We start from the raw sequence: 24089 nt of genomic DNA, 5'->3' as shown, positions 1-24089 counted from the left end.
GGCGCAGCCGCGGGCCGCCCGGTGGCGGCGTCGGGTGTCAGCGGCGGCGGACCAGCGGGAAGGGCAGGGTCTCGCGGATGGTGAGGCCGGTGAGGAACATGACCAGGCGGTCGACGCCGATGCCGAGGCCCCCGGTCGGGGGCATCGCGTACTCCAGGGCGTCGAGGAAGTCCTCGTCCAGCTCCATCGCCTCGGGGTCGCCGCCCGCGGCCAGCAGGGACTGCTCCGTCAGCCGGCGACGCTGCTCGACGGGGTCGGTCAGCTCGGAGTAGGCGGTGCCGAGTTCGGTGCCGAAGGCGACCAGGTCCCAGCGTTCGGCGAGGCGCGGGTCGACGCGGTGCTGCCGGGTGAGCGGGGAGACGTCGGTGGGGAAGTCCTTGTAGAAGGTGGGCAGCAGGGTCTTCTCCTCGACGAGGCGTTCGTACATCTCCAGGACGACGTCGCCGCGGCCGTGGTCGGCGGTGTAGGGGACGCCCGCCCGGTCGCAGTGCCGGTGCAGGACCGTCAGGTGGGTGTCGGCGTCGACCTCCTCGCCGAGCGCCTCGGAGATCGCGCCGTGGACGGTCTTGACCGGCCACCGCCCGGAGATGTCGTACTCGCGGCCGTCCTTGCGGGCCACCGGTGAGCCGAAGGCGGCCGTGGCCGCGCCCTGGATCAGCTCGCGGGCCAGGTGGAGCATCTCATCGTAGTCGGCGTAGGCCTGGTAGGCCTCCAGCATCGTGAACTCGGGGTTGTGCTTGTAGGAGACGCCCTCGTTGCGGAAGGTGCGGCCCATCTCGAAGACCTTCTCCAGGCCGCCCACGCACAGCCGCTTGAGGTACAGCTCGGGCGCGATGCGCAGGTAGAGGTCGAGGTCGTAGGCGTTGATGTGGGTGGTGAAGGGGCGGGCGTTGGCGCCGCCGTGGATCTGCTGGAGCATCGGCGTCTCGACCTCGAGGTAGCCGCGCTCCAGCAGTCCCCGGCGCAGGGCCTGCACGGCGTCGGAGCGGGCCCGGATCACGTCGCGGGCGGCGGGGCTGGAGACCAGGTCGAGGTAGCGCATGCGGACCTTGGCCTCGGGGTCGGTCAGGCCGCGGCGCTTGTCCGGCAGGGGGCGCAGGCATTTGGCGGTGAGCTGCCAGGAGGCGACGAAGACGGTGGGCTCGCCCTTGTCGCTGGCGCCCGCGGTGCCGGTCGCGCAGAGGTGGTCGCCGAGGTCGGTGTCGGCCCGGAAGGAGTCGAGGGCGCCGGAAGAGAGGGCGTCGCGGGTGAGGGCGAGCTGGTGGTCGCCGGACCAGTCGCGCAGCGTCACGAAGACGATGCCGCCGAAGTCGCGGACGCGCATGACGCGGCCCGCGACGGTGACCGTCCCGCCCGCGCGCACCTCGGCGAGGGTGTGGGTGCGGGCCGGGACGCCGACCGGGTAGGGGTCGGTGCCGGCGGCGCGCAGCCGGTCGAGGGTGCGGTGCCGGACGCGGACCTGTTCGGGCAGGCCGGCGTCCGGCCCGGCGGGTCCGGCCGCCCCGTCCCGCGCGTCGAGGCCGAGCGCCGCGGTGGGCGGCAGTCCCTCGGTGGTGGCGGGGCGCGGCCCGCCGGTGGAGCGCCGTCGGCCCCACAGCTTGCGCAGTGAGGGCACCTGGACGAATCCCTCGGCGATGCCGGAGGCCAGCCCCACCCGGGCCAGGGAGCCCGCGTCGGCGTAGCAGAGGAAGCGGGGGTACCACTGTGGCCGGTACTTGGCGTTGGACCGGTAGAGGGCCTCCAGCTGCCACCACCGGGAGAAGAACAGCAGCAGTCGCCGCCACAGGCGCAGGACGGGCCCGGCGCCGATGCGGGCCCCCTCCTCGAAGACCGAGCGGAAGACGGCGAAGTTCAGCGAGATGCGGCGCACGCCGAGCTTGGGGGCGGCGGCGCACAGGTCGGCGACCATGAACTCCATGACGCCGTTGGGGGCGGAGCGGTCCCGGCGCATCAGGTCCAGGGAGACGCCGTCGGCGCCCCAGGGGACGAAGGAGAGCAGGGCGAGCAGGCGGCCGTCGTCGTCGAGGGCCTCCACGAGGAGGCAGTCGCCGTCGGCGGGGTCGCCGAGGCGGTCGAGGGCCATGGAGAAGCCGCGTTCGGTCTCGGTGTCGCGCCAGGCGTCGGCGCGGCCGACGATCTCCTCCATCTCCTGTTCGGTGAGGTCGCGGTGGCGGCGGACCCGGCAGGTGGCTCCGGTGCGGCGCACCCGGTTCACGGCCTGCCGGGTGACCCGCATCTCGCGGCCGCCGAGGTCGAAGGAGGCGACCTGCACGATCGCCTCGTCGCCCAGTTGCAGGGCGCCCAGGCCGGCGCGGGCGAAGGCCTTCGCGCCGTCCTCGGAGGCGCCCATGACCGCGGGCGCCCAGGCGTAGCGGCGGGCGGCGTCCAGCCAGGCGGCGATGGCGTGCGGCCAGGCCTCGCGGTCGCCGACGGGGTCGCCGCTGGCCAGGCAGACGCCTGCCTCGACGCGGTAGGTGACGGCGGCCTTGCCGCTGGGCGAGAAGACGACGGCCTTGTCGCGCCGGGTGGCGAAGTAGCCGAGGGAGTCCTGGCCGCCGTAGGCCTTCAGCAGGGCGCGGATGCGGGGCTCCTCGTCGCCGTGCAGGGCCGCCTCCATGCGCTGGGAGCGGAAGAGGACGGCGGCGGCGTTGAGGAGGGCGAGGGCGCCGAACAGGCCGAGCAGGAAGTACAGGGCGCGCGGCGGACGGCCGTCGAAGGAGCCCGCGGAGACCAGGCCGCCCAGGACGCGGTTGGCGGCCCAGGCGAGATGCTGGCCGGCCGGGAGCGTGCCCGGGAACAGCGCCACCAGGCCCCAGCCGGCGAGCATCGCCAGGACGAGCCCGACGACGAGGACGGCGAGCGCCCGCCGCAGGGCCGCGCGGCGCGAGGCGGCGTAGAACTCCCCCCGGGCGACGACCAGGACGCCCAGGGCGAGCCCGCAGACCACGAGGGACGGGACCGACTGCGCGTACAGGCCGAGGACGACGCCGAGGACGTCGGTGAGCACGAGGAGCCCGAGGTAGACGACCACCAGCCACCAGGCCACCTTCTTGCGGGCGGCGGTGGCCGCGGCCAGCAGCAGCAGGAAGACGGCGTAGGCGAGGTTGGCGCTGACCGGGACGATGAGCAGGTCGAGGAAGCGCACGACCGGACGCAGCAGGCGGCGCAGCGGCGGGATCAGCGCCAGCAGGACGCAGAGCAGGGCGAGGGCGCCGAAGAACGTCGCGAAGGCTTCGGGCACCCGGTTGAGGAAGCGGCTCGCGGGCCGCCGGCGCGGGCCCGCGGCGCCCTCGGTCGTGGCGGTCTCCGCGGGGGCACTCATGCCTCGACTGTAGGAACACCCGGGCCCGGCCGCCCGTCGAGCGTGCCGCACGGGAAGCGGACGGCGGCCCGCCCACGGGCCGGATCAGGGGCTTCCGATAGCCTCTGGCCGTGACGGAACAGCACTCGCCGCAGCCGGCCCACCAGTTCGAGCGGGGCACGGACGGCCCCAAGGTCGTCCTCGTCGGGGTGGACGGCTCCGAATCCTCGCTGCGCGCCGCGGCCTACGCGGGCGGCCTGGCCCGACGCCAGCACGCCCTGCTCGCGGTGGTGTACGTGCAGCCGGTGCTGGCGGCGGGCGCGGCGCTCGGGGCGCCGGTGGCGGAGACGACCGACGCGATCGCCGAGGACCTGGTCGCGCAGATCCGGGAGGCCACCGAGCGGACCCGCGGGATATTCGACGTGCGCTGGGAGTTCCACACCTTCCGCGGCGATCCCTACGGCGGTCTGGTGAAGGCGGCGGACAGGCTCAAGGCGGACGCCGTGGTGGTGGGCGCCTCCGAGCAGGCGGGGCACCGGATCGTGGGGTCCGTGGCGGTGCGGCTGGTGAAGGCGGGACGCTGGCCGGTGACCGTGGTGCCGTAGCGGCCGCCGCGCGCCTCGGACGGGCCGAGGCCGCCGTCCTGGTCACCGGGGATCGCCTCACCACGGGGCGCGAGGGGCCAGGGGTCGCCGGGGTCATTTTCCGTCCGTCACCAGCCCGGCCGCGGCCGCGCCGCGGCTGAGGGCGACGGCCCTGACGCGGTCGCGTACGCCCGCGACCTCGGCGCCCCGGGCGAGGGCGCGGTCGAGGTCGACCACGCGGCCGGCGTCGACGTCGAACATCGAGGGCAGGGACTCCGCCCTGCGCACCCGCCAGCGTCCGCCGGGCCGGGCGGGCCGGGTGAAGGTGAAGCGGGCGACGGTGGACTGGGCGCCGCGGGCGTCCTGGAGGCCCTGGCCGTTGAACATCTCCCCCGCGACCTGGTCGCCCAGTCCGTAGACCACCCAGGTGCCGTTGACCTTCTCGTAGGCCTGGGGGACGTGGGGGCCGGCGCCGACGATCAGGTCGACGTCGGGACGGCCGCCGGTGCGGGAGGCGGTGAGGGCGCGGGCGAGGGCGAGCTGGCGCTCGTCCGGCGCGTCCTGCCAGGCGGTGCCCCAGTGCAGGGAGACGACGACCACGTCGGCGCCCGCCTTCCGGGCGGCCTTGGCGTCGGCGAGGATCCGGTCCCGGTCGGCGAGGCCGACGGCCCAGGGCTGCCCCGGCGGTGGCGGGTGCCCCGCGGTGTCGCCGGTGTACGCGAGGTGGGCGACGGTCGCCGGGCCCGCGCGCAGCAGGGTGACCGCGTTGCCCTCCGCCTCGGTGCGCGCGGTGCCCGCGTGGCGCACGCCGGCCGCGTCCAGCGCGTCGAGGGTGCGCCGTACGCCGTCGGCGCCGGCGTCCAGGCTGTGGGGTGAGGCGGTGGAGCAGCTGTCGTAGCCGGTGGCCGCGAGCGCGGCGGCGATCTCCGGCGGTGCGCCGGGTGTTGGTGAGCCGGACGCGGGGGAGCCGGGTGCCGGGGAGGCCGGCGCCGGTGCGCCGGGCGCCGGTGCGCCGGGTGTTGGTGAGCCGGGTGTTGGTGAGCCGAGTGTTGGTGAGCCGAGTGTTGGTGAGCCGAGTGCCGGGGAGCCAGGCGCCGGTGCGCCGGATGCCGGGGAGCCGGGCGCCGGTGCGCCGGATGTCGGGGAGCCGGTGGGGGGGTCCTCGGCGCCGAGGACGGTGTCGAGGTGGCACAGGGCCAGGTCCGCGGCGGAGACGACGGGCCTGGCGTCCTCGAACAGGGGGCGGAAGTCGTAGCCCGCGCCGCCCGCGTCGAAGCGGGCGCGGTCGACGACCGTGGCCTGCGGGAGGATGTCGCCCGAGGCCACGAGGGTGAAGTCGCGGGCGGCGGCCGGGGCGGGGTGTCCGGCCCGGCCGGCCGAGGGGTGGCCGGGACCGGCCGGGCGGTGGCCGTGGGCCTGGCAGGCGGCGGCCGAGGTGAGCAGGGCCGTCAGGGCCAGGGCCACCTGCTGTCTGCGGGCGAGCATCGGATCACCCCAATTCGGATGGGTTGTCATATTTACGCACGTATCGCATGTCTCACTACTAATCCATCGACGGCGGGGGACGGCTCCGGCACTCCCTTCGTCCAGGCCGATGCCCGCGATCGGCGTAGCCGGGACCGTTCGTCGAACCGTTCGTCGACGCGATCGACCGTCCGTCGCAGAGCCCGGTGCGCACCCTGTCCCGATCCCGCCCCTTGCGATGCCATACGCCCATGACCGCCGGAACCGCCCTCACCGCCAGGACGACGACCGCCGAACACGAACTCGCCGCGCTCCAGCGCGAACACGGCCGACCCCTGTTCGCCCTGCTGCTGCGCCTGTGCGACGGCGACCGCCAGCGCGCCGAGGACCTGGTCCAGGAGACGCTGGTGCGCGCCTGGCAGCACCCCGAGGCGCTGCGCGCCGACGCCTTCGACTCCGTGCGGCCCTGGCTGCTCACCGTGGGCCGCCGGCTGGCGATCGACGCGCGGCGGGCGCGGCAGGCGCGGCCGCCCGAGGTCGGGGACGCCGTCCTGGAGAACGCGCCCGTCTGCGCCGACCACGCCGAGCGGGCGGCCGCCGCCCTCGACGTCCGCGAGGCTGTGAAGACACTCACTCCGGAACACCGTGAAGTCCTGGTGCTGGTGTATTTCCGAGGGGCGAGTGTGGCGGAGGCCGCCGAGGCGCTCGGAATTCCGCCCGGTACGGTGAAGTCGCGCGCCTACTACGCGCTGCGCGCCCTGCGCAGGGTGCTTCCGGGATACGCGGCCGACCTGCACTGAAACCGGCGATCGGGTCAAGCCTCCGTAAAGCGACTTGCCGTGGACCCCCTTCGGGTAATCGGGTGTCCTTATCCGTGTTGCGGACTGGGGTCCCGGCAACGGGCGACGCGCAAGCACCGGAGGAGGGCAGGAAGGGATGCTGCACAGAGGTCACCAGAGCACGGACGGCACCGGCGGCGGTGAACTCACCGTTCCCATGGCCTGGTTGTACGCCGAGTACATCGCCGACGAACTGCTGCGGACCGGCGATCTCATGCCGCCGACGTCCTTCGAGTTCCGCGCCGGGCGCGACGCCCTGGCACTGACGATCTTCCTGTCCGACGCCGACGGGGAGCTGCCCGGAATCCGGGTCGTCACTCAACTGGAGACCTGGCTTTCGCTCACGGCGTACGACCAGCCGTGGCAGAACTGGGTCGACGAACGTATGTCTCAACTGAGGGCGGAGGCGGCCCGGTTGGACGGCCCCGCGCCCGATCTCGAACTGGCGGCCGCGGCCTGGCGCTGGCTGGAGGAGACCGAGCTGCTCGCTCCCGATCTCAACGCGGTGCCGGGCGGTTGCGCGGCCGGCGAGGACGAGGGTCCGAAGGTCTGGACGCCCGCCTGGCAGCTCGGACTGCCCCTCGGGCATCTGGCGATTCATCTTTTTTAGATTCACACCAATCCGCGGGGCCGACCGCTCCGAATACGTGGGTCACGATTCGGTACGCGGCTTGAGTGATTCGGCGGCCCGGTGCGTACCGGTGGGAGCAAGGAGTAACCCCACTGGCACTCAACGGCACGAGGTTTCGGCATGAGGTCCCTGGAAAGGCATCGCGACGTCGGCGCGTACGCGCTCGGCGTGCTGGACGAAACGGAAGCCTTCCGCTTCGAGGACCACCTCATGGAGTGTCCTCAGTGTGCGGCGCAGGTCACCGAGTTCGGCCCCACCGCACGTCAGATGATGCTCTACCGGCGCGCCACCCCGCGCACCGTGCACCCCTTCGCCGGCCCCGGCCCGCAACTGCTGGAGCGGCTGCTCGCCGAGGTGGCGGCCCGGCACCGGGCCGTGCGCCGGCGGGTGCTGTACGCGGTGGCGGCCTCCGTGGTCGTCGCCCTGGCGGCCCCCGTGCTCGCCATGGCGGCGGGCGGCGGAGGCGGCGGCGACAACGCCGTGCGGGTGACCGCCACGGACGAGAAGTCCGGCGTGTGGGCGCAGGTCACCACCGAGGACGAGGCGTGGGGCAGCCATGTGGAGCTCCAGGTCAAGGACGGGGCGGGCCCCCGCTCCTGCCGTCTGATCGCCATCGGGGCCGACGGCTCCGAGCAGACCGTCACCAGCTGGACCGTGCCCCGCCACGACGCCCGGCCCAACACCGTGCAGGGCACGGCCGCCTGGCACCCCGAGGAGATCGTCGCCTACGAACTGCGCACGGCGGGCGGCGAGCACCTGGTGACGCTGGACGCGCACGCTCCGGCCGCACGCTGAGGCGGACGCCCCGGACGGACGCGAGCCCCGGCAGGCGGTCGTCCGCCCTCCGCTCGGGCTGCCGGACTACTTCAGCAGCCGGGACATCCTCCGGTCCGCCAGCGGCTTGCCGCCCGTCTGGCAGGTGGGGCAGTACTGGAGCGAGGAATCGCTGAACGAGACCTCCCGGACGGTGTCGCCGCAGACCGGGCAGGGCTCGCCGGTGCGGCCGTGGACGCGCAGACCGCTCTTCTTCTCGGCCTTCAGCCGGCCCGCCGCCAGCCCTCGTGAGCGTTCGACCGCCTCGGTGAGCGTGCTGCGCAGGGCCTCGTAGAGGGTGCGGGTCTCCTCCGGGGTCAGGGACGAGGCCAGTTTGAACGGGGACGTCCTCGCCGCGTGCAGGATCTCGTCGCTGTAGGCGTTGCCGACGCCCGCGATCAGGCTCTGGTCGCGCAGGGCCCCCTTCAGCCGGCGGCGCTCACCTGCGAGCAGCGCGGCGAAGCGGGCCTCGTCGAAGTCGTCGGCGAGCGGGTCGGGCCCGAGCCGGGCCACGCCGGGGACCTCCCGGGGATCGCGCACCACGTACACCGCGAGCCGCTTCTGGGTGCCGGCCTCGGTCAGGTCGAAGCCCTCACCCGTCTCCAGGGCGACCCGCAGGGCCAGCGGGCCCTTGCCGGGGCGGGGCGGCCCGTCGGGGAGGCGGTCCTTCCAGTGCAGCCAGCCGGCGCGGGCCAGGTGGGCGACCAGATGGGGGCCGTCGCCGGTCGCCAGGTCGAGGAACTTGCCGTGCCGGGCCACCGCGGTGACGGGCCGGCCCTCCAGGGCGGTGACGGGCGGGTCGTACGTCTTCAGCACGCTGATCGCGACGGGCAGCACCCGCACGATCTCGTGGCCGACGGCGTGTTCGGCCAGGAAGTCCTTGAGCGCTTCGACCTCGGGAAGTTCCGGCATACGTCCAGAGTGCCACCGGGGACGGACATCGCCTCGCGGGACGGGTGCGGCGTGCTGTGGGGAGGGCCGGTCACCGCGGGGGCACCGCGAACTCGCACCACACGCACTTGCCGCCGCCGCGCGCCTCGACGCCCCATCCGTCGGCGAGCAGGTCCACCAGCATCAGGCCGCGCCCGGAGACGCCCGACTCGCCCGCCTCGCGGCGGCGCGGCAGCGCGCTGGAGGAGTCCTCCACCTCGACGCGCAGCCGCCGTTCGCCGCCGGTGAGCGCCCGCAGGGTGACGATCGCCGCGCCCTCGGTGTGCATCAGCGCGTTGGTGATCAGCTCGTCGGCGACCAGTTCGATCTCGTCGGAGCGGTCCCGGGCGCCCCAGGCGCGCACGGCGGCGCGGATCATGTGCCGGGCCTCGGAGAGGGCCTCCGGATCGCCCGGCGCGACGTGCTGCTGGAGCCGGTTGCCGGTCTGCGCGCCGTCCGGTCCGCGCCGGCGCAGCAGGAGCAGGGCCACGTCGTCGTCGCCGCCGCGCTCCTCGGCGACGTCGATGAGCCGGTCGGCGAGGTCGCGCACGTCGGCGGGGCCGGCGGAGATGGACGCGGCGAGGGCGAGCATGCCGTCGTCGAGGTCGGCGCCGGGCTGCTCGACGAGCCCGTCGGTGCACAGCAGCAGGGTGTGGCCGGGGTCGAGTTCGATGGTGCCGACCGGGTACTCCAGGCTGCCGAACTCGGCGGACAGCCCGAGCGGCAGCCCGCCGGGCACCGGGACGCGCCGGCAGGCGCCGTCGGGGGCGCGCAGCAGGGGATCGATGTGCCCGGCGCGCACCACCTGGACGACGCCGGTGGACAGGTCGACCTCCGCGTACAGGCAGGTCGCGAAGCGGTCGGTGTCCAGTTCGTGCAGGAAGACGGAGGCGCGGGCCATCACGGTGGCCGGGGTGTGCCCCTCGGCCGCGTAGGCCCTGAGCACGATGCGCAGCTGGCCCATGACGGCGGCCGCATGGGTGTCGTGGCCCTGGACGTCGCCGATGACGGCGCCGACCCGGCCTCCCCCGGAGGGGGCGCCGCCGGGCAGCGGGATCAGGTCGTACCAGTCGCCGCCGATGTCGCGGCCGAGCGATCCGCCGATGGTGGCGGCCCGGTAGCGGACGGCCACGTCGGCGCCGGGCACGCTGGGGATGGTGCGCGGCAGCATCGCCTGCTGGAGGCCCTGGGCGATGTCCTTCTCCTGCTCGTAGAACATGGCCCGTTGCAGGCTCTGGGCGATGCTGCTGCCCAGGGCGACGAGGATGTTGCGCTCCTCGGGGGTGAAGCCGCGCCGGTCGCTGTAGAGCAGGCCCATGGCGCCGATCGGGCGGGCCTGCACGATGAGCGGCAGATAGGCCGCCGAGGTGATCCGCAGGTCGGTCAGGTGCGGCCACAGCACGGGGTAGCCGCGGGCGAACTCGTCCGGCGACTCGATGAAGCGGGGGGTCAGGGTGCGCACGACCTCGCTCATCGGGTACGGCTCGTCGATCCGGGTGACGAGGGTGCCGGGCACGAAGCTGCCCTCGGGCCCCTCGGCGATCAGCCGGATGCGCCCGGCCTCGACCAGGCCCATGACGAGACTGGTGGCGCCCAGATGGGTGAGGCCCTGGGTGTCCTTGAGGACGTCGATGACGTCCTGCACGGTGCGGGCGTGCGCCAGGGCCGCCGTGGTGAGCTGGACGACGTTGGTCTGGTCGCGGCGCGCGTCGTCGAGGGCGTTCTCGTCGCGGCGGGCGGCGAGGTCGCCGAGTTCCTCGGTCGCGTCGCGGACGATGCCGACGATGCGGCGCGGGCGGCCGGTGGGGTCGCGCCGGATGTAGCCCTGGGTGTGGGTCCAGCGCAGGTCGCCGTCGCGCATCCGCAGGCGGAAGTAGGCGCCGTAGTTCTCGCTGCCGTCCTTGATCGCCTGGGCGACGAGGGCGTCCAGGCGGGTGGCCTCGTTCGGCGGGACCCGCACACCGAGGGACGCCGGATCGCCGTCGTACTCGTCGGGGCGGATGTCGAAGATCTCGTGGGCCCGGGCGTCCATGTGGAACAGCCCCGAGTCCAGGTCCCAGTCGAAGCTGCCCATGCGGTTGAGCGCCAGGATCGGATCCGGGTGGGCGGGCCAGTCGTCCGGGAGTGACAGGGCACTCGCTCCCCGATCAGCCATGGGGCCACCTTGCCAGGGTTTGCCTGATTCTTCGACCGGGGAGCGGGGGCCTGCGGCCACGGTCAGCCGAGGACGGCGTCGACAGGGCTGCCGAAGACGGGGTCGGACGGGTCGAGCGCGTCGGACTCGTCCGGCCCGTCGGGGACCAGCCCGCCGCCGTCGGGCGGGTCGGGGATCTCGGGGACGGTCTCGGGGCCGACGGCGTCCGGGGCGAGGCCGCGGTCGAGGTCCGCGCCGGACTCCGGATCCGCGTCGGACTCCGGGTCGGCGCCGGTGTCCGAGAGGTCGGTGAGGGGGTCGGCGAACAGGACGCGGCCCTGCGCCGCCGGAAAGACCGCGTCCGGGCCCGGCATCGTGTACTTCGCTCCGTCACCGGCGCGGCCGGCGACGAGGAGCGCCGCCGAGAGCGCGCAGGCGGTGAGGACGGTGGCAGTGGGTAGTCGCACCACGTTCTCCCGCATCGACTCGGTCCGCCCCCTTACGGGGATTCGCCCACTATTGTCTGCTTCACCCGCCCCGGTCACGCAAGCGGAGAACGCGATCGCGCACCGTGACGGAGCGGCGGACGGGAGGAGCGCACGGCCGTGGACTGGTTCACCGCACCCGAGTACTGGCTGAGCCGGCTGCTCTTCCAGCGCGGCCTGGCCGCCGTGTACCTGGTCGCGTTCCTGACGGCGGCCCTCCAGTTCCGCCCGCTGCTCGGCGAGCGCGGGATGCTGCCGATCCCCCTGTTCGTGCGGCGGGCGCCCTTCCGGCGGGCGCCGAGCCTGTTCCACCTGCGCTACTCCGACCGGCTGTTCGCCGCCTGCGCCTGGACGGGCTGCGCGGTGGCCGCGGCGCTGCTGGCGGGAGCGGACTCCCTCCTGCCGTTGTGGGCGGCGATGGCGTTGTGGCTGGCGCCGTGGGCGCTGTACCTGTCGATCGTGAACGTGGGGCAGACCTGGTACGGCTTCGGCTGGGAGTCACTGCTGCTGGAGACGGGCTTCCTCGCCGTGTTCCTCGGCAACGACGAGGTGGCCTCGCCCGTCGTCGTGCTCTTCCTGCTGCGCTGGCTCCTGTTCCGGGTCGAGTTCGGCGCGGGCCTGATCAAGATGCGCGGCGACGCCTGCTGGCGGAAGCTGACCTGCCTCTACCACCACCATGAGACCCAGCCGATGCCCGGCCCGCTGAGCTGGTACTTCCACCGGCTGCCGAAGCCGTTGCACCGCGTCGAGGCGGCCGCCAACCATGTCACCCAACTCGTCGTGCCGTTCCTGCTGTTCGCCCCGCAGCCGGTCGCGACGGCGGCCGCGGCCGCGATGACCGCCACCCAGCTGTGGCTGGTCCTGTCGGGCAACTTCGCCTGGCTGAACTGGATCACGGTCGTGCTCGCCGTGTCCGCGCTCGCCCTGCCGGGCGGACACCGCACGGCGCCCGCCGCCCCCCTGTGGTTCGAGGTGGTGGTCCTGGCCACGGCCGCGCTGCTGCTGTTCCTGAGCTACCACCCGGTGGTCAACATGCTGTCCCGGCTCCAGGTGATGAACCGCTCCTTCGATCCGCTGCACCTGGTCAACACCTACGGCGCGTTCGGCAGCGTCAGCCGGACCCGCTACGAGGTGGTGGTCGAGGGCACGCTCGACGAGGCGCCGCGCGAGGACTCCGACTGGCGGGAGTACGAGTTCCGGGGCAAGCCCGGCGATCCCCGCCGCCGCCCGCGCCAGTTCGCCCCCTACCATCTGCGCCTGGACTGGATGATGTGGTTCGCGGCGCTCTCCCCCGCCTACGCCGGGGCGTGGTTCGCCGCCCTGGTGGAACGGCTGCTGGAGGACGACCGCGACACCCTGAGGCTGCTGCGCCGCTCCCCGTTCCCGCCCGGCCTGCCGCCACGGCACGTCCGCGCCCGCCTGTTCCGCTACCGCTACACGACCCGGCGGGAGCTGCGGGAGACGGGAGCGTGGTGGCACCGGACGTACGTGCGCGAGTACCTGCCGCCGACCCGGCTCGCGCAGACGGCCCGCAGGCCGTAGCCGGGAGCCCGCCGTCCCGCGCCGCGGCGGCGGCGCATCGTGTGCGAGGTCGACGGAAGCGACCCGGCGGGGCAGAGTTCTCCCACGCACCCGCGTGTACTCGTGAGTAGTGACCGACCCCCGAGGAGCTGCCGTGACCGTCTGGACAGGCCGGACCGCCGTCGAGATCGCCGCCGCCGTGCGCGCGAAGGAGGTGACGCCCCGCGAGGTGGTGGCCGAGCACCTGGCGCGCATCGAGCGGCTGGACGGGCGGATCGGGGCGTTCCGCACGGTGCGCGCCGCGGCCGCCCTCGCGGAGGCGGACGAGGTGGGGGCCCGCGCCGATCTGGCCGGACTCCCGCTGGCCGGCGTGCCGTTGGCGGTCAAGGACAATCTCGGGGTGCGGGGCGAGTCGACCCGCGTCGGCTCGGCCGCGACGCCGGACGCGCCGGCCGAGGCCGACCACGTGACCGTGGCGCGGCTGCGGGCCGCCGGGGCGGTCGTCGTCGGCCTGACCAACGTGCCGGAGCTGTGCGTCTTCGGCACGACGGAGGGCGTCCACGGCACGGCCCGCAATCCCTGGGACGTCTCCCGCACGGCGGGCGGCTCGTCCGGCGGCAGCGCGGCCGCGGTCGCCGCCGGGCTGACGCCGATCGCCCTCGGCAACGACGGCATGGGCTCCCTGCGCATCCCGGCCGCCAACTGCGGGCTGGTGACGATCAAGCCGGGTCACGGGGTGGTGCCGGCCGGGATCGGGGACGGCGACTGGTTCGGGATGTCGGAGAACGGTCCGCTGGCGACGACCGTGCGGGACGTGCGGCTGATGCTGTCGGTCCTGGCCGGCGCCGAGATCGCGGGACCCGTGGAACCCGGCGCGCTCAGGGTCGCCGTCTCGGTGCGCAGTCCGCTGGCCGGGGTCACCGTGAGCCGGCCGTACACGGACGCGGCCCGGGAGGCGGCCGGGGTGCTCGTGCGGGCGGGCCATCACGTGGAGCGGGCGGAGCCGCCGTACCCTCTGTCCCTCGGCGTCACCGCGCTCACGCACTGGACGGCGGGCACCGCGGTGGACGCCGGGAGCCTGGACGCCCGGCTGCTGGCCCGGCGCACACGGGTGCACGCGGCCGTGGGCCGGCGCTTCGTGAACAGGGTCCGCGGGGGTACGGCACGGGAGGAGCTGCGCCGGCGGCTGGAGCCGTTCTTCGCGCGGTACGACGTGCTGCTCACTCCGGCGCTGGCGCGGCGGTCGCCGAAGTCGGCGCCGTGGCACGAGCGGGGCTGGCTGCGCAACATCGCGGTGAACACGAACTACTCGCCGCTGACCCCGCCGTGGAACCTGACGGGCTGGCCGGCGATGTCCGTCCCCTTCGGGACGCTGCCGTCCGGCGCCCCCACGGCCGTGCAGCTGGTGGGCCGGCCGGGGACGGAGAGCGAACTCCTGCGCCTGGCCGAACAGTTGGAGGCCCTGCGGCCGTGGCGGCGGACGGCTCCGCTGGACTGAGCGCGGGCCCGACGACGGGCCCACCTCCTGGAGCCGGGTCCGGGCACGAGACGCCTGCGGGGCGGTCGACGCCGGCGACACGGGGGCGAGACCGGTGCGCGAGATCGGTGCGCGAGAGCGGGAGGATCGGTGGTTCGCATGGGCGCGGGCTGTGCGGCGCACGCCCATGCGGTCGGCGATCGCGAGGGTTCCCGCGGGCGGTGTCAGTCCACGCTGGGCAGGATGTGGGGCTCGGCGAGGTCGTCCTCGTAGCCCGCCAGGCGGATCGGGGCGGAGCGAGCCCACACGTCGAGGCTGCCGAGCTCGCCGGGCCTGCGGCCGGCGCGCTCGGTGCGTTCCTTGGGGCGTTGTTCGCGATTCGTCTTCTCCGGTGTCACCGCGCACTCCTTATGTGTCGGATCACCCTCGGGGCGTGCCGGCCACTCTGCGGTCCGGCGCTGGACGCTCCCTCGGGTCGGGCTGGAGTCGGTGGCGACACGGTTGCGCCGGTGACTCCCAGGAGAGCTGGCCGTGGTGAACCGGCATGTCCCAGACGGACGATGGGTGTGGGTGGCACTCCGTCCTGCTGTCCGTCGGTCACAGAGTAACCAGATGAGCGGGGTGCCGCTCGATAGCGCCAGAAAATTTGGGGCAACCGTGGCGTGTGACCCGGACGTCTCCGCAGGTGAATTGAACCCTTTTACACCCTGATGCACCTGTTGGGTTCACTCGACCGGCGTACAACGGTGAACACCTCTGCCGATCCGGGCGCGTCGTTCAGGCGCCGTTCGCCGGATCGCAAGCGGGCCATGATCTGCTGATGTGCAGAACGGCCGACTCCCGGGAGGACCGACGCATGGAGCTGCGCAGCGTCGAGGAGCTGATGGACCTGCTGTACGCGTGCCGCGGTGTACGGGACGCCACGCGCCGCCCGGCCCCGTCGGTGGACCTCCACGACCACGCGCTGCGCACGGCCGCGCTGCTGCGCCGCGCCCGGCCGGCGGACAAGGAGCTCCAGCTCGCCGGGCTGGTCCGTCCCGTGGGGCGGCTGCTGAGTCCGGCCGACCCGGCCGGCCGGGCGGGGCGGGCCGCCGACGCCGTGCGGCCGCTGCTCGGGCCCAGGGTCGCCGGCCTGGTATGGCTGCATCCCCGGCGCGGCGTCCCGGCCGACGGCGATCTGCTCAGCCTGCGCCAGGCCGACGAGGATGCTCTGACGAGCGTCTTCGACGCGGGCGTCCTGGAGGACTGGCGCACCGTGCTGGAGCTGGTCTCGGTGCACAACTCCCCTATGAGGACTGTCGATTGACAGTCCGTCGTGAGACGGTACGCCGATGACGTCGTCGCACGGACGGTACGTTCTGCGCGGAAGGGCCGCGGTGGTCACCGGGGCCACCCGGGGCATCGGCCGGGCCGTGGCCCGCGCGCTCGCCGACGCCGGGGCGCGGGTGTGCGTGAGCGCGCGCGACCCGGACGACGTGCGGCGCACGGCCGCGGAACTGGACGGGGTGGGCCTGGCCGGAAGCGTCGGGGACCCCGGCCACCCCGAGGCGCTCACCGGTCTGTGCCTGCGCGCGTTCGGCCGGCTGGACGTCCTGGTCAACAACGCGGCGACGAACCAGCCGCTGGGGCCCCTGATGGACGCCGACCCCGCGCTCTGGCGGGAGGCGTTCGCCGTCAACGTCGAGGCCCCGCTGCGGCTGGTGCAGTGCGCGTGGCGGGGCTGGATGCGCGAGCACGGCGGGACGGTGGTCAACATCTGCACCGAGGGCGCCGCGCACACCGGCCCCGGCGTGGGCGCGTACGGCACCAGCAAGGCGGCCCTGCTGCACCTCACCCGGCAGCTGGCCGGAGAGCTGGGCCCGGGGGTCCGGGTCAACTCGGTCTCCCCCGGTCTCGTCCGCACCGAGATGGCGCGGTTCGTGTGGGAGCCGGGAGAGCGGGAGACCTCGGCCGCCCTGCCGCTGGCCCGCATCGGGGAGCCCGAGGACGTGGCGCGGGCGGTGCTGTGGCTGGCGTCGGACGCGGCGGAGTGGATCACGGGCGCGGACCTGCTGGTGGACGGCGGAACACGGGTGCGGAGGGCCCGCGTCACGCCCTGACGGGCGCGCAGGGGCCTGCGTACCGCACCCGGCGGGCCGGCGGGCCCGCTCGTGCCGGGCTGTACGGCCCCCCGCCCGCGCCTCTCACCGCGCGTCCGGCGGGGCTACCACTTGCCGGGCGCGTAGTCCTTCAGGAAGACCCCGTAGACGTCCTCGCCCGCTTCGCCGCGCACGACCGGGTCGTAGACCCGGGCCGCGCCGTCGACGAGGTCGAGGGGGGCGTGGAAGCCCTCCTCGGCGAGCCGCAGCTTGTCGAAGTGCGGGCGCTCGTCGGTGATCCAGCCGGTGTCGACCGAGGTCATCAGGATGCCGTCGGCCTGGAACATCTCCTGGGCGCTGGTCCGCGTCACCATGTTCATCGCGGCCTTGGCGGCGTTGGTGTTCGGGTGGCCCGCGCCCTTGTAGCCGCGGCCGAACACGCCCTCCATCGCCGAGACGTTGACGACGTAGGCGCGTCCGCTCGACGCCTTCCGCGCGGCGTCGGCCATGGCCGGGCGGAGCTTGCTGATCAGGATGAACGGCGCCGTGTAGTTGCACAGCTGCGTCTCCAGCAGCTCCACCGGGGAGATCTGCTCGATGGTCTGCACCCAGGTGTTGCTGTCGACGACGTCGGGGACCAGTCCGCCCGCGTCGATCGCGGTCCCGTCGAGGTGCCGGGCCACGCTGGCGTTGCCGGCGACCAGCGCGAGGTCGGCGACCTGCTGGGCGTCCATGCCGCTGATCCCGACGGGCAGCGCGGCCAGGCCGTCCACCGCACCCGAGCCGAACGCGCCGATGACGTGGTGGGCGGGCAGCTCGCCGGCGGGCAGCGGGGCGCCCTCCCCGTCGACCAGGGCGGCGTAGGCGGAGGGCAGCCGGCGCACGGTCTGCGTCGCGTTGTTGACGAGGATGTCGAGCGGGCCCGCCTCGGCGACCCGGTCGGCGAGCGCCACGGCCTGCGCCGGGTCGCGCAGGTCGATGCCGACGACCTCCAGCCGGTGGAGCCAGTCGGCGGAGTCGTCCATGGCCTTGAAGCGGCGGATGGCGTCCTTGGGGAACCGCGTGGTGATCGTCGTGTGGGCGCCGTCGCGCAGCAGCCGCAGGGCGATGTACATGCCGATCTTGGCGCGGCCGCCGGTGAGCAGCGCGCGCTTGCCGGTGAGGTCGGCGCGGGCGTCGCGGCGGGAGCGGTTCAGCTCGGCGCAGGCCGGACAGAGCTGGTGGTAGAAGTAGTCGACCTCGACGTACCTGGTCTTGCAGGTGTAGCAGGAGCGGGGGCGCTGGAGTATCCCCGCGATCCTGCCCTCCTCGGTGACGGACGAGGGCAGGATGCCCTCGGTCTCGTCGTCGATGCGCTGGGCGGAGCCGGTGGCGGTGGCCTCGGTGACCGCCTTGTCGTGGGCGGTCTTGGCGGCCCGGCGCTCCTGCCTGCGGCGCTGCTTCACCGTGCGGTAGACGCCGGCGGTGGCCCGGCGCACGGCGATCGCGTCGGGGTGGTCGACGTCCAGCCCGGCGAGCTCGTCCAGCACGGCGAGGCACACCGCGAGCCGCTCCGGATCGATGCCGGGCCCGTACACGACCTCGTCCACGACGTCGTCCGCGATCGCCGCCGAGCCGTCCTCTGTCACCGTCATCGCGCTGCCGCTTTCCCTGCTCACGTGTGCGGCGCTCCGACCGCGCCCGCCCTACGAACGGGGAATTTTACGGAGCGCCGGGCCGCTCCTCCAAACCCGTTCCCGTCAAGAGCCGCAGGCAGTGATGAGCGTCTCCACCTCGGCGGTCAGCGCGCCCGCGAACCGGTCGAGGTCGGGGACCGCCTCGGCGTCGGCGACCAGCCCGTAGTGGACCTGGCCGCGGTACGTCGAGACGGCGACCGCGAGGGCCTGCCCGCGGGCGAGGGGGGCATAGGGGAAGACCTCGGCGAGCGGGTTGCCGCCGAGTCTGAGGCCGAAGCCGGGCAGCGGCACGCTGGTGACGAGGATGTCGAACCAGAGCCGGGCCGCCTGGCCGACCACGGGCCCGCCCAGCCGGTGGCCGAGCGCCGGGACGTGGTCGGCGAGCAGGGCGACGGCCCCGGCGCCCCGGCCGGGACCCGCGTCCTTGTTGCGGTCCATCGCCGTCCGGCAGTGGGCGAGCCGGCCGAGCGGGTCGGGGTCGTCGACCGGAAGCCGCAGCATGTATCCGGACAGCCGGTTGCCCCGCGGGTGCGCGGTGCGCGGGCGCCGCTGGGAGACGGGGATCAGCGCACGGGGCCGCACGCCCGCGCTGCCGTCGCCGCGCTCGTCGAGCCAGCGGCGCAGGGCCCCCGCCACGACCGCGATCAGCACGTCGTTGACGGTGCCGCCCGCGACCTTGCGGACCCGGTGCACGTCGTCGAGGTCGATGACCACGCCGGCGGTGCGGCGGGTGCCGGTGGACTCGGCGGTGAGCGCGGCGCTGGAGCGCACGCCCAGGCCCGACACGGCGACCGACGCGCCGATGTCGAGGGCGCGGCCCACCTCGGAGACCGCCCCGCGCAGCAGGTCGGGGAGCCTGCGCACGTCCGGGAGCAGCGGCGCGGGGGGCCGTGCCGGCCGGGGTCGCGGTGCGGGCATGTCCATGGGGTCCAGGACGGCGGCGGCCAGGGTCAGCGCGCGCAGTCCGTCGGCGAGGGCGTGGTGGAACTTGAAGAGGACGGCGAAGGAGTCGCCGTCCGCGCCGGGCAGCACGTGCGCCTCCCAGGGCGGGCGGCCGCGCTCCAGCGGCCGTTCCATGAGCCGGCCCGCCTCTGCCTGGAAGTCGGCGGCGCGCTCGTGCAGCCGGACGTGGTGCAGGGGGTCGAAGTCCGGGTCGGGCTCGCGGACCGCGCCGCCGAAGGCGAGGGGCTGCCACACGTCCCGGATCCGCATGCGCAGTCCGGGCACGGCGGCCGCCCGGCCGGCGAGCAGATCGGCGGCGTGGGCGGCCGCGGCGGGCGACGCGGCCGAGAACACCCCGAGCGCGCCGAGGTGCATGGGATGGTCGGCGGACTCGATGTTCCAGAACGCCAGGTCCAGCGGTGCCAGCAAATCTTCAGCAGTCAAGAGGCTCGCCTCGCGTCACGATGGGGTGAGGAGGCAGTCAACCTCTCACCACCGATTACGGTCAAGTACGATCGTGCTACGCACAGTCAACATCGGATGACGTTCGCGTTACACGGCGTCCCACGACCGGTCCCGGCGTCTACGTGACCCGCTGGCCCTTGCCCAGGGCGATCACGCCGCCCTGCGAGACGGTGTACAGATCGGCGTCGCGCTCCGGGTTCACCCCGATGGTCGCCCCCGGAGGGACCTCGACGTTCTTGTCCAGGACCGCCCCGCGCACGACCGCTCCCCGCCCGATGTGCACGTTGTCGTGCAGGATCGAGCCCTGCACCACCGCGCCGGGGTCGACCAGGACGCCCGGCGAGAGCACCGAGCGGGTGACCTGTCCGCGGATCAGGCAGCCCGCACTGATGATCGACTCGCCGGCGATGCCGCCCGCGTTGAAACGCGCCGGGGACAACTGGCCCGAGTGGGTGTAGATCGGCCAGTTGCGGTTGTACAGGTTGAAGGCCGGCCGCTCGGCGATCAGGTCCATGTGGGCGTCGTAGTAGGCGTCGAGCGTGCCGACGTCACGCCAGTAGCCCTGGTCGCGGGTGGTCTCCCCCGGCACGTGGTTGTCCTGGAAGTCGTACAGCGCGGCCTCCCCGCGCTCGGTGAGCTGGGGCAGGATCGAGCCGCCCATGTCGTGCACGGACCGCTCGTCCTCGGAGTCGCGTTGGAGGGCCTCGATGAGGGCCTTCGTCGTGAAGATGTAGTTGCCCATCGACGCGAACACCGACTCCGGGTCGTCCGCCAGCCCCGGCGGGTCGGCGGGCTTCTCCAGGAACCGCTCGACCGTCTGGCCGTCCGAGCCCGGAGTGATCACCCCGAACGACGAGGACTCGCCGCGCGGCACCCGGATGCCCGCCACCGTCACACCCGCGCCGCTGTCGATGTGCCGCTCCAGCATCTGGCGCGGGTCCATGCGGTAGACGTGGTCCGCGCCGAAGACCGCCACGTACTCGGGCCGCTCGTCGTAGATCAGGTTCAGCGACTGGAGGATGGCGTCGGCGCTGCCGAGGTACCAGCGCGGGCCGAGCCGCTGCTGCGCCGGGACCGGCGTGACGTAGTTGCCGAGCAGGCTCGACATCCGCCAGGTGGTGGTGATGTGCCGGTCCAGCGAGTGCGACTTGTACTGCGTCAGCACGCAGATGCGCAGGACGTCCGCGTTGACGAGGTTGGACAGCACGAAGTCCACGAGACGGTACGTGCCGCCGAAGGTGACCGCCGGTTTGGCGCGGTCCGCGGTCAGCGGCATCAGCCGTTTGCCCTCACCGCCCGCCAGCACGATCCCGAGCACCGAAGGCCCACCACGACGCATGGCCGCTCCCCTCACCCTGGTTGATACCCATGGCTGCCCCGGCGCGGGGCTCTCTACGCCTGTTTGAGGATCTCCTCGTACAGTCCGACGGTACGGCGTGCCACCGCGTCCCAGCCGAACTCGCCGACCGCGCGGGCCCGGCCCGCCTCTCCCATGCGGCGCGCCGTGGCCGGATCGCCGAGGATCTCGTCGATCGCGCGGCCGAGACCCGCCTCGAAGACGTCGCCCTCGTCGTCCAGGGGGACGAGCGTGCCGGTCACGCCGTGCTCGACGACCTCCGGGATCCCGCCCACCCGGGAGGCCACGACGGGCGTGCCGCACGCCATCGCCTCCAGGTTGACGATGCCGAGGGGCTCGTACACCGACGGGCACACGAACACGGCCGCGTGCGTGAGGAGCTGGATCACCTCGGGGCGCGGCAGCATCCCCGGGATCCAGTGGACGCCGTCGCGGGCGCCGCTCAGCCGGCCGAAGAGGTCGCGGAACTCCTGGTCGATCTCGGGCGTGTCGGGCGCGCCCGCGCACAGCACGACCTGCGCCGCCGGGTCGATGTCCCGGACGGCGCGCAGCAGGTGCGGCACGCCCTTCTGCCGGGTGATGCGCCCGACGAACAGCACGAACGGGCGGTCCGGGTCGAGACCGATCCGGGCGAGGGCGTCCGTGCCGTGGTCGGGACGGTACAGCGAGGTGTCGATCCCGTTGTGCACGACGTGCACCCGGTCCGCGGCGAGCGCCGGGTAGCAGGCGAGGACGTCGTCGCGCATGGCGCCGGAGACGGCGATCACCGCGTCGGCGGCCTCCAGCGCGGTCCGCTCGGCCCAGCTCGACAGGGCGTAGCCGCCGCCGAGCTGCTCGGCCTTCCAGGGCCGCAGCGGTTCCAGCGAGTGCGCGGTCACCACGTGCGGGACGCCGTACAGCTGCTGGGCGAGATGCCCGGCGAGATTGGCGTACCAGGTGTGCGAGTGGACCAGCTCGCGGCCTTCGAGGGCGGCCGCCATGGCGAGGTCCACCGAGAACGTGCGCAGCGCGTCGTTGGCCCCGTCGAGCGCGGACCAGGGGCGGTGGCGCCGGACGCCGTCCGAGGCGCCCTCGCCCCAGCAGTGCACGTCCACGTCGACCAGCCGCCGCAGCTCGCGCGCCAGGAACTCGACGTGGACGCCGGCGCCGCCGTACACGTCCGGGGGAAACTCCCGGGTCAGCAGTCCCACTCGCACCCGTAACCCCCATCTCGGCGACCGTTCCCTTTCATGGTCACTCAGACGGGGCGCGTGGGGAAGAGCGCGGGGGTCGTGTGAAGCAACAGTCGCCGCACAGGCCCCCGCCGGGCGCCCGGTAGTACAGGCAGCAGCTGCGGCGGCGGAAGGCGGCGCCGGTGAGGACGCCGGCGCCCGCCAGACGGGGGTCGGCCAGCAGGTCGGCGGTGAGGGCACGCGCGTGTGCGGCGACGTCGGGCCTGCCGTGCCCGCCGGCCCACTGCTCCAGCAGCCGGGCCGTCGCCGCCAGGGCCGATCCGGCGTTCCCGCGCAGCAGGCCCGCCGCGACCGGGTGGCGGGCCCGCAGAGCCGCGCCGAGGGGCTCCAGATGGCCGTCGACGACCACCTCGGCGACCGTCGCCGCGTCCGCGGGCCGGGACCGCACCCGCGTCAGCCACAGGTCGTCCGGGGCGGACCCGTCCGGGTCCCAGCGCAGCAGCTCCGGGGCGAGGTCGGGGACGCACCCGTACAGCACCGCGCAGCCCAGCGTGACGGACCACAGCCGGGCCGCGAGCCCCTGCTGGGCGACGGAGGCGCCGATCCGCTCCTCCGGGGCGCGCAGGGCCCGCACCACCTTGCCGACCCGGAACGCCAGCGGATCCCCGAAGGGCCCCGGCGCCGCGCCGTCGGCGGGGTCGCCGTAGGCGTGCGCGAGGGTCGGCAGGCCGCGGGCCGGGCCGGCCGAGCCGTCGGAGGGGGTGTGCAGGGCGAAGAAGCCGCCGAGCGGACGGAGCAGGCCGAGACCGGGGTCGAGAGTCACGAAGTCCAGTAGTACCAAGGGTCGTCAGGGGCGGTGGTCAGGGGGATCCCCGGTCCGTCACCCACCTGGGGGAGGACGGCGGGCCCGTCGTACTCCATCGGTAGTAGGACTCATTGGGTGCTCAGGGACGACGACGGGAACAGATCCACAGGGCATCGTGTTGGTCATGGATGACGACCGTTCGCCGCGTCGGGCCCGGTGCCCCCGCCTCACGCAGAGGAGCAGCTCATGAGCGCCCTCGCGTTCTCCGTGGTCCTGTCGCTCGTCTCCGCTGTCGCGTACGCGGCCGGGGCGATCGTGCAGGAGCAGGTCGCGGTGTCCTCGCCCGACGAGGAGTACGCCCCGCTGCGCCGTCCGGGCTGGTGGGCCGCGGTGGCGCTGAACGGTCTCGGCGGACTCCTGCACGTGGTGGCGCTGGCCTACGGTCCGCTCAGCCTGGTCCAGCCGCTGGGCGCGCTGACCATCGTGTTCGCCCTGCCCATGGCGGCGCTGTTCGTCGGCCGCAGGGCCGGGGCGACGGCCTGGCGGGGCGCGATCATGGCGACGGTCGGTCTCGCGGGCCTGCTCTCCCTCGTCGGCGCGTCCGACGCTCAGTCGCTGAGCACCGCGCAGCGCGTGGCCGTGGCCGTCGTCACCGCGGGCGCGGTCGTGACCCTGATGATCGCCGGCCGGGCCGCGCACCGGCACCCCGCGGTCCGCAGCATGCTCCTGGCGACCGCGTCCGGCATAGCGTTCGGCATGTCGTCGGTGTTCACCAAGACCGTCGCCGTCGACTGGACCGACGGCGTCACGGCCGCCGACGTCCCCTCGCTGGCCGTGATCGGCGTGCTGGCCACGTCCGGCATGCTGCTGTCGCAGGCGTCCTACCGGGGCGCCGGCCTCGCTGCTCCGCTGGCCACGCTGACCGTGGTCAACCCGGTGGTGGCGGCGGCCGTCGGCATCACGATGTTCGGCGAGACCTTCCGCTACGGCACCACCGGCACCGTGCTCGCCCTGGGCTGCGGCGTGGTCGCGGCGGGCGGCCTGATCCTGCTCACGACGGAGCGACTCCAGACGAGCCAGGCGCAGACGGCGACGCCGACACCGGCCGCCGTCACGGACCAGGTCCCCGCGACCACGACCACGACCACGGCTGACAGCACGCCGGGCACGCCGGGCACGCCCGGTTCCGTGCCCGTCACGACGACGGCGGCGAGCGCGGCCGGGGTCGTGCAGGACGCGGGCCCGGCCATGAAGGTCACGATCCGGGCGACCCCGGCCGTGCGGGCCGCGAACCCGGTCGCGCGGAGCGCCACGACGCCCCCGCTACGGCCGGTGCTCCGGCTCCCCCAGCGGTCGGCGGCGGCCACACCGCTCGGGAACAGCCTCCTGAACCGCGCCCCCGCGCTGGGCGACGC

At 74.2% G+C, this 24089-nt stretch carries 18 protein-coding genes and 4 pseudogenes; 9 read left to right on the top strand and 13 right to left on the bottom strand.

Annotated features, from left to right (window positions below):
• Positions 1-37: 37 nt before the first annotated feature.
• Entirely contained in the window at positions 38-3322 is a 3285-nt protein-coding gene (gene lysX, locus OG802_RS30675; protein WP_329415747.1) for a bifunctional lysylphosphatidylglycerol synthetase/lysine--tRNA ligase LysX, read from the bottom strand.
• A 110-nt stretch (positions 3323-3432) separates the two neighbouring features.
• Between lysX and OG802_RS30670 the strand changes: the two genes are divergently transcribed.
• Positions 3433-3906 carry a universal stress protein gene (locus OG802_RS30670; RefSeq protein WP_329415744.1) on the top strand — a complete coding sequence of 158 codons (474 nt, stop codon included), beginning with the start codon at positions 3433-3435 and terminating at the stop codon, positions 3904-3906.
• A gap of 384 nt (positions 3907-4290) precedes the next feature.
• Here the strand turns inward: OG802_RS30670 and OG802_RS36040 are convergent.
• The 3 pseudogenes from OG802_RS36040 to OG802_RS36030 form a co-directional block, all read right to left on the bottom strand.
• Positions 4291-4842, bottom strand: a pseudogene (locus OG802_RS36040) (CapA family protein); the annotation flags it as partial.
• 97 nt (positions 4843-4939) lie between these two features.
• Positions 4940-5077 (bottom strand): annotated as a pseudogene (locus OG802_RS36035) (hypothetical protein); the annotation flags it as partial.
• A pseudogene (locus OG802_RS36030) lies at positions 5059-5370 on the bottom strand (CapA family protein); the annotation flags it as partial. The pseudogenes OG802_RS36035 and OG802_RS36030, both read right to left, overlap by 19 nt.
• A gap of 230 nt (positions 5371-5600) precedes the next feature.
• On the opposite strand from OG802_RS36030, the gene OG802_RS30660 reads away from it, so the two are divergent.
• The 3 genes from OG802_RS30660 (at position 5601) to OG802_RS30650 (ending at position 7614) form a co-directional block, all read left to right on the top strand.
• Positions 5601-6149, top strand: a complete 549-nt coding sequence (locus OG802_RS30660) for a sigma-70 family RNA polymerase sigma factor (RefSeq protein WP_329415741.1) — start codon at positions 5601-5603, stop codon at positions 6147-6149.
• Positions 6150-6285: 136 nt separating this feature from the next.
• Positions 6286-6798: a hypothetical protein gene (locus OG802_RS30655; protein WP_329415739.1), complete on the top strand. Its 513-nt coding sequence runs from the start codon at positions 6286-6288 to the stop codon at positions 6796-6798.
• A 141-nt stretch (positions 6799-6939) separates the two neighbouring features.
• The gene (locus tag OG802_RS30650; RefSeq protein ID WP_329415737.1) at positions 6940-7614 is read left to right on the top strand and encodes a zf-HC2 domain-containing protein; all 675 of its coding nucleotides are present in this window, start codon (positions 6940-6942) and stop codon (positions 7612-7614) included.
• 66 nt (positions 7615-7680) lie between these two features.
• Here OG802_RS30650 and OG802_RS30645 read toward each other — a convergent pair whose 3' ends face one another.
• The 3 genes from OG802_RS30645 to OG802_RS30635 form a co-directional block, all read right to left on the bottom strand.
• Complete coding sequence (locus tag OG802_RS30645) at positions 7681-8544, bottom strand: Fpg/Nei family DNA glycosylase (RefSeq protein WP_329415735.1); 864 nt, start codon at positions 8542-8544, stop codon at positions 7681-7683.
• A 70-nt stretch (positions 8545-8614) separates the two neighbouring features.
• A complete protein-coding gene (locus OG802_RS30640; RefSeq protein WP_329415733.1) occupies positions 8615-10717 on the bottom strand; it encodes a SpoIIE family protein phosphatase in 2103 nt (700 codons plus the stop codon).
• Between the two features lie 62 nt (positions 10718-10779).
• Complete coding sequence (locus OG802_RS30635) at positions 10780-11163, bottom strand: hypothetical protein (RefSeq protein ID WP_329415732.1); 384 nt, start codon at positions 11161-11163, stop codon at positions 10780-10782.
• A gap of 138 nt (positions 11164-11301) precedes the next feature.
• On the opposite strand from OG802_RS30635, the gene OG802_RS30630 reads away from it, so the two are divergent.
• Both OG802_RS30630 and OG802_RS30625 read left to right on the top strand, forming a co-directional pair.
• Complete coding sequence (locus tag OG802_RS30630; RefSeq protein ID WP_329415729.1) at positions 11302-12723, top strand: lipase maturation factor family protein; 1422 nt, start codon at positions 11302-11304, stop codon at positions 12721-12723.
• Between the two features lie 133 nt (positions 12724-12856).
• The gene (locus OG802_RS30625; protein ID WP_329415726.1) at positions 12857-14200 is read left to right on the top strand and encodes an amidase; all 1344 of its coding nucleotides are present in this window, start codon (positions 12857-12859) and stop codon (positions 14198-14200) included.
• A 203-nt stretch (positions 14201-14403) separates the two neighbouring features.
• Here OG802_RS30625 and OG802_RS30620 read toward each other — a convergent pair whose 3' ends face one another.
• Positions 14404-14577 carry a hypothetical protein gene (locus OG802_RS30620; protein WP_106980896.1) on the bottom strand — a complete coding sequence of 58 codons (174 nt, stop codon included), beginning with the start codon at positions 14575-14577 and terminating at the stop codon, positions 14404-14406.
• Positions 14578-15035: 458 nt separating this feature from the next.
• On the opposite strand from OG802_RS30620, the gene OG802_RS30615 reads away from it, so the two are divergent.
• Together OG802_RS30615 and OG802_RS30610 are read left to right on the top strand one after the other, a co-directional pair.
• Positions 15036-15485: a hypothetical protein gene (locus OG802_RS30615; RefSeq protein WP_329415722.1), complete on the top strand. Its 450-nt coding sequence runs from the start codon at positions 15036-15038 to the stop codon at positions 15483-15485.
• Positions 15486-15510: 25 nt separating this feature from the next.
• On the top strand, positions 15511-16278 hold the full coding sequence (locus tag OG802_RS30610) for an SDR family oxidoreductase (RefSeq protein ID WP_329415719.1): 768 nt from the start codon (positions 15511-15513) through the stop codon (positions 16276-16278).
• A 104-nt stretch (positions 16279-16382) separates the two neighbouring features.
• On the opposite strand, the gene OG802_RS30605 is transcribed toward OG802_RS30610, so the two are convergent.
• The 5 genes from OG802_RS30605 to OG802_RS30585 all read right to left on the bottom strand — a co-directional run bounded on the left by OG802_RS30605 (position 16383) and on the right by OG802_RS30585 (position 22692).
• Positions 16383-17891 carry an SDR family NAD(P)-dependent oxidoreductase gene (locus tag OG802_RS30605; protein WP_329415718.1) on the bottom strand — a complete coding sequence of 503 codons (1509 nt, stop codon included), beginning with the start codon at positions 17889-17891 and terminating at the stop codon, positions 16383-16385.
• A gap of 105 nt (positions 17892-17996) precedes the next feature.
• The gene (locus tag OG802_RS30600; protein WP_329415717.1) at positions 17997-19319 is read right to left on the bottom strand and encodes a wax ester/triacylglycerol synthase family O-acyltransferase; all 1323 of its coding nucleotides are present in this window, start codon (positions 19317-19319) and stop codon (positions 17997-17999) included.
• 139 nt (positions 19320-19458) lie between these two features.
• Entirely contained in the window at positions 19459-20679 is a 1221-nt protein-coding gene (gene glgC / locus OG802_RS30595; RefSeq protein ID WP_329415715.1) for a glucose-1-phosphate adenylyltransferase, read from the bottom strand.
• Positions 20680-20732: 53 nt separating this feature from the next.
• Complete coding sequence (gene glgA, locus OG802_RS30590; RefSeq protein WP_329415714.1) at positions 20733-21893, bottom strand: glycogen synthase; 1161 nt, start codon at positions 21891-21893, stop codon at positions 20733-20735.
• Between the two features lie 37 nt (positions 21894-21930).
• The gene (locus OG802_RS30585) at positions 21931-22692 is read right to left on the bottom strand and encodes a (2Fe-2S)-binding protein (RefSeq protein WP_329415713.1); all 762 of its coding nucleotides are present in this window, start codon (positions 22690-22692) and stop codon (positions 21931-21933) included.
• 228 nt (positions 22693-22920) lie between these two features.
• Here OG802_RS30585 and OG802_RS30580 point away from each other — a divergent pair.
• Positions 22921-23743 (top strand): annotated as a pseudogene (locus tag OG802_RS30580) (DMT family transporter); the annotation flags it as partial.
• Positions 23744-24089: the final 346 nt, after the last annotated feature.

The organism is Streptomyces sp. NBC_00704, assembly GCF_036226605.1.
Classification (GTDB): domain Bacteria; phylum Actinomycetota; class Actinomycetes; order Streptomycetales; family Streptomycetaceae; genus Streptomyces.
The sequence above is the reverse complement of the archived record's forward strand: the minus strand, read 5'-3'. Positions and strand labels throughout refer to the sequence as shown.